We start from the raw sequence: 1,750 nt of genomic DNA, 5'->3' as shown, positions 1-1,750 counted from the left end.
ACGTGGTGCCGTTGCTGAGCGGGGAGGTGTCGGTCGCCGCGGTGAACGGCCCGCAGTCGGTGGTGCTGTCCGGCCCGGAACCGGCGGTGCTCGCCGTCGCGGCCCGGTTCCCGCGCACCAAACGCCTCGCCGTCAGCCACGCCTTCCACTCGGCGCTGATGGACCCGATGCTGGACGACTTCGGCCGCGTCGTGGCCGACCTCGGCCTCGCCGTGCCGTCCATGCCGCTGGTGTCCAACGTCACCGGCCGCATCGAGACCGACCTGTTCACCGACCCGCACTACTGGGTGCGGCACGTCCGCGAACCAGTCCGGTTCGCCGACGGGGTGACCGCCGCAAGCGCCGACCGGTTCCTGGAGGTCGGCCCGGACGCCGTGCTGTCCGCCGTCACCGGTGCGGTGCCGGCGCTGCGCCGCGGTCGCGACGAGGAACACACCCTGCTGACCGCGGTCGCCCGGCTGTTCGCCGACGGGCAGGCCGTCGACTGGTCGGCCCTGTTCGACGGCCTCGGCGGCCGGCGCATCGATCTGCCCACGTACCCGTTCCAGCGGCAACGGTTCTGGCCCGCGCCGGGCGGACCGCGGACCGGTGACATGGACGCGGCCGGCGTCGGCGAGGTGGCGCACCCGCTGCTCGGTGCCGCCGTGCGCCTGCCCGACGACGGCGGCCTGGTGCTCACCGGCCGGATCGGCACGCCCACCCAGCCCTGGCTGGCCGACCACACCGTGCACGGCCGGGTGCTGCTGCCCGGCACCGCGCTGGTCGAGCTGGCGCTGCGCGCCGGCGCCGAAGCCGGCCTGCCCTGTCTGGAGGAGCTGACGCTGGGCGCGCCGCTGGTGCTGCCCGCGGCGGGTGCCGTAGCTGTTCAGGTCACCGTGGGACCCGACCAGGACGACGGTCGGCGCAGCCTCGCCGTGCACTCCCGGCGCGACGACATGTGGACCCGGCACGCCCAGGGCTTCCTGTCCGCCGCCGCGCCCGCCGCGCCCGCCGACCTCACCACCTGGCCGCCGGCGGACGCCACACCGATGCCGGCCGGCGACGCGTACGCGACGTTCCGTGAACTCGGCTACTCCTACGGTCCCGCCTTCCAGGGGCTGCGCGCGGCCTGGCGGATCGGCGACGACATCTACGCCGAGGTGGCGCTGCCCGAGCAGGCACATGAGGACGCCGCCCGGTTCGGCATGCACCCGGCCCTGCTCGACGCCTGCCTGCACGCGGTCATCCTGGGCAGCGGCGAACAGCAGACGATGATCCCGTTCGCCTGGAGCGACGTGGTCCTGCACGCCGTCGGCGCCACCACCGTGCGGGTGCGGCTCACCAAACCGGGCGGCGACGCGACCACCATCGAGGTGGCGGACACCGCCGGCCGGCCGGTGCTGTCGGTCGGCGCGATGGCCGGTCGGCCGGTCACCTCCGGCCAGCTCGCCACCGGCGAGACCGCCCCGCTGTACGAGGTGCGCTGGCGCCCGGCCGCGGCGTCGGTGTCCGGTGGTGCGCTGCCGTCGGTGGTGCACGAGTGTGTGACGCCGGACGGCGACGTGCCGGCGGTGACGCGGGCGCTGACGCACGAGGTGCTCGCCGCGGTGCAGCGGCACCTGGCCGCGGACGGGCCGGAGCGACTGGTGGTGGTCACCCGCGGTGCGGTCGCGGTCGAGCGGGCACAGGCCGTGGACGTGGCGCAGGCGGCGGTGTGGGGTCTGGTGCGGGCCGCGCAGGCGGAGAACCCGGGCCGGATCGTGCTGGCCGA

At 75.7% G+C, this 1,750-nt stretch carries 1 protein-coding gene; it reads left to right on the top strand.

What is annotated here, in order from left to right:
• On the top strand, positions 1-1,750 hold a 1,750-nt coding region (locus tag IEY73_RS32575; RefSeq protein ID WP_189083201.1), incomplete at both ends, for a polyketide synthase dehydratase domain-containing protein.

This window comes from Mangrovihabitans endophyticus (assembly GCF_014646155.1).
Taxonomy (GTDB): Bacteria; Actinomycetota; Actinomycetes; order Mycobacteriales; family Micromonosporaceae; genus Actinoplanes; species Actinoplanes endophyticus.
This window is presented reverse-complemented; position numbering and strand designations above follow the sequence as displayed.